Below are 761 nucleotides of genomic sequence, written 5' to 3' on the forward strand. Positions count from 1 at the left end.
CGCTCGTGCTCCAGCAGTCGCGCTTCGATCTCGCCCAACTCGATGCGCAGGCCTCGCAGCTTGACCTGGTGGTCGATACGCCCGGCGTATTCGATCACCCCGTCTTCGCGATAACGCGCCAGGTCACCGGTACGGTACAGGCGCTCGCCAGCCACGAACGGATGGGCCACGAAGCGTTCGGCGCTCAAGGCCGGGCGACGATGGTAACCACGGGCCAGGCCCACGCCACCCAGGTACAGCTCGCCCAGCACACCCACCGGCACCGGTTCGAAGTTGCTGTCCAGGATGTAGCAGCCCAGGTTGGCGATCGGCCGGCCGATCGGCACGCCATCGCGGCCTTCATCGACACAGGTCCAGTGGGTCACGTCGATCGCGGCCTCGGTCGGGCCATACAGGTTGTACAACCCGGCCTTTGGTAGCTTGGCGAACACTTGCTGCTGGGCATCCACCGGCAATGCTTCGCCGCTGCAAACGATGCGTTGCAGGCTGGTGCACGAACCCACATCTCGATCCTGCAGGAAGGCTTGCAGCATCGACGGCACGAAGTGCAGGGTCGTGACCTGCTCGCTGTTGATCAGGCTGACCAAGCGGGCCGGATCGCGATGATCCCCCGGCGCCGCCACCACCAGCCGCGCGCCCGTCATCAGTGGCCAGAAGAACTCCCATACCGAGACGTCGAAGCTGAATGGGGTCTTTTGCAAGACCGTGTCGCCAGCACCCAGGGCATAAGCCTCCTGCATCCAGCACAGGCGGTTGAGCAG

The 761-nt window shown here is 64.8% G+C and carries 1 protein-coding gene; it reads right to left on the minus strand.

Going from position 1 to position 761, the window contains the following annotated elements; all coding sequences use genetic code 11:
• On the minus strand, positions 1-761 hold a 761-nt coding region (locus CAG11_RS33020; protein ID WP_143494903.1), incomplete at both ends, for an AMP-binding protein.

The sequence above is a fragment of the Pseudomonas sp. B6(2017) genome, assembly GCF_002112765.1.
Lineage (GTDB): Bacteria > Pseudomonadota > Gammaproteobacteria > Pseudomonadales > Pseudomonadaceae > Aquipseudomonas > Aquipseudomonas piscis.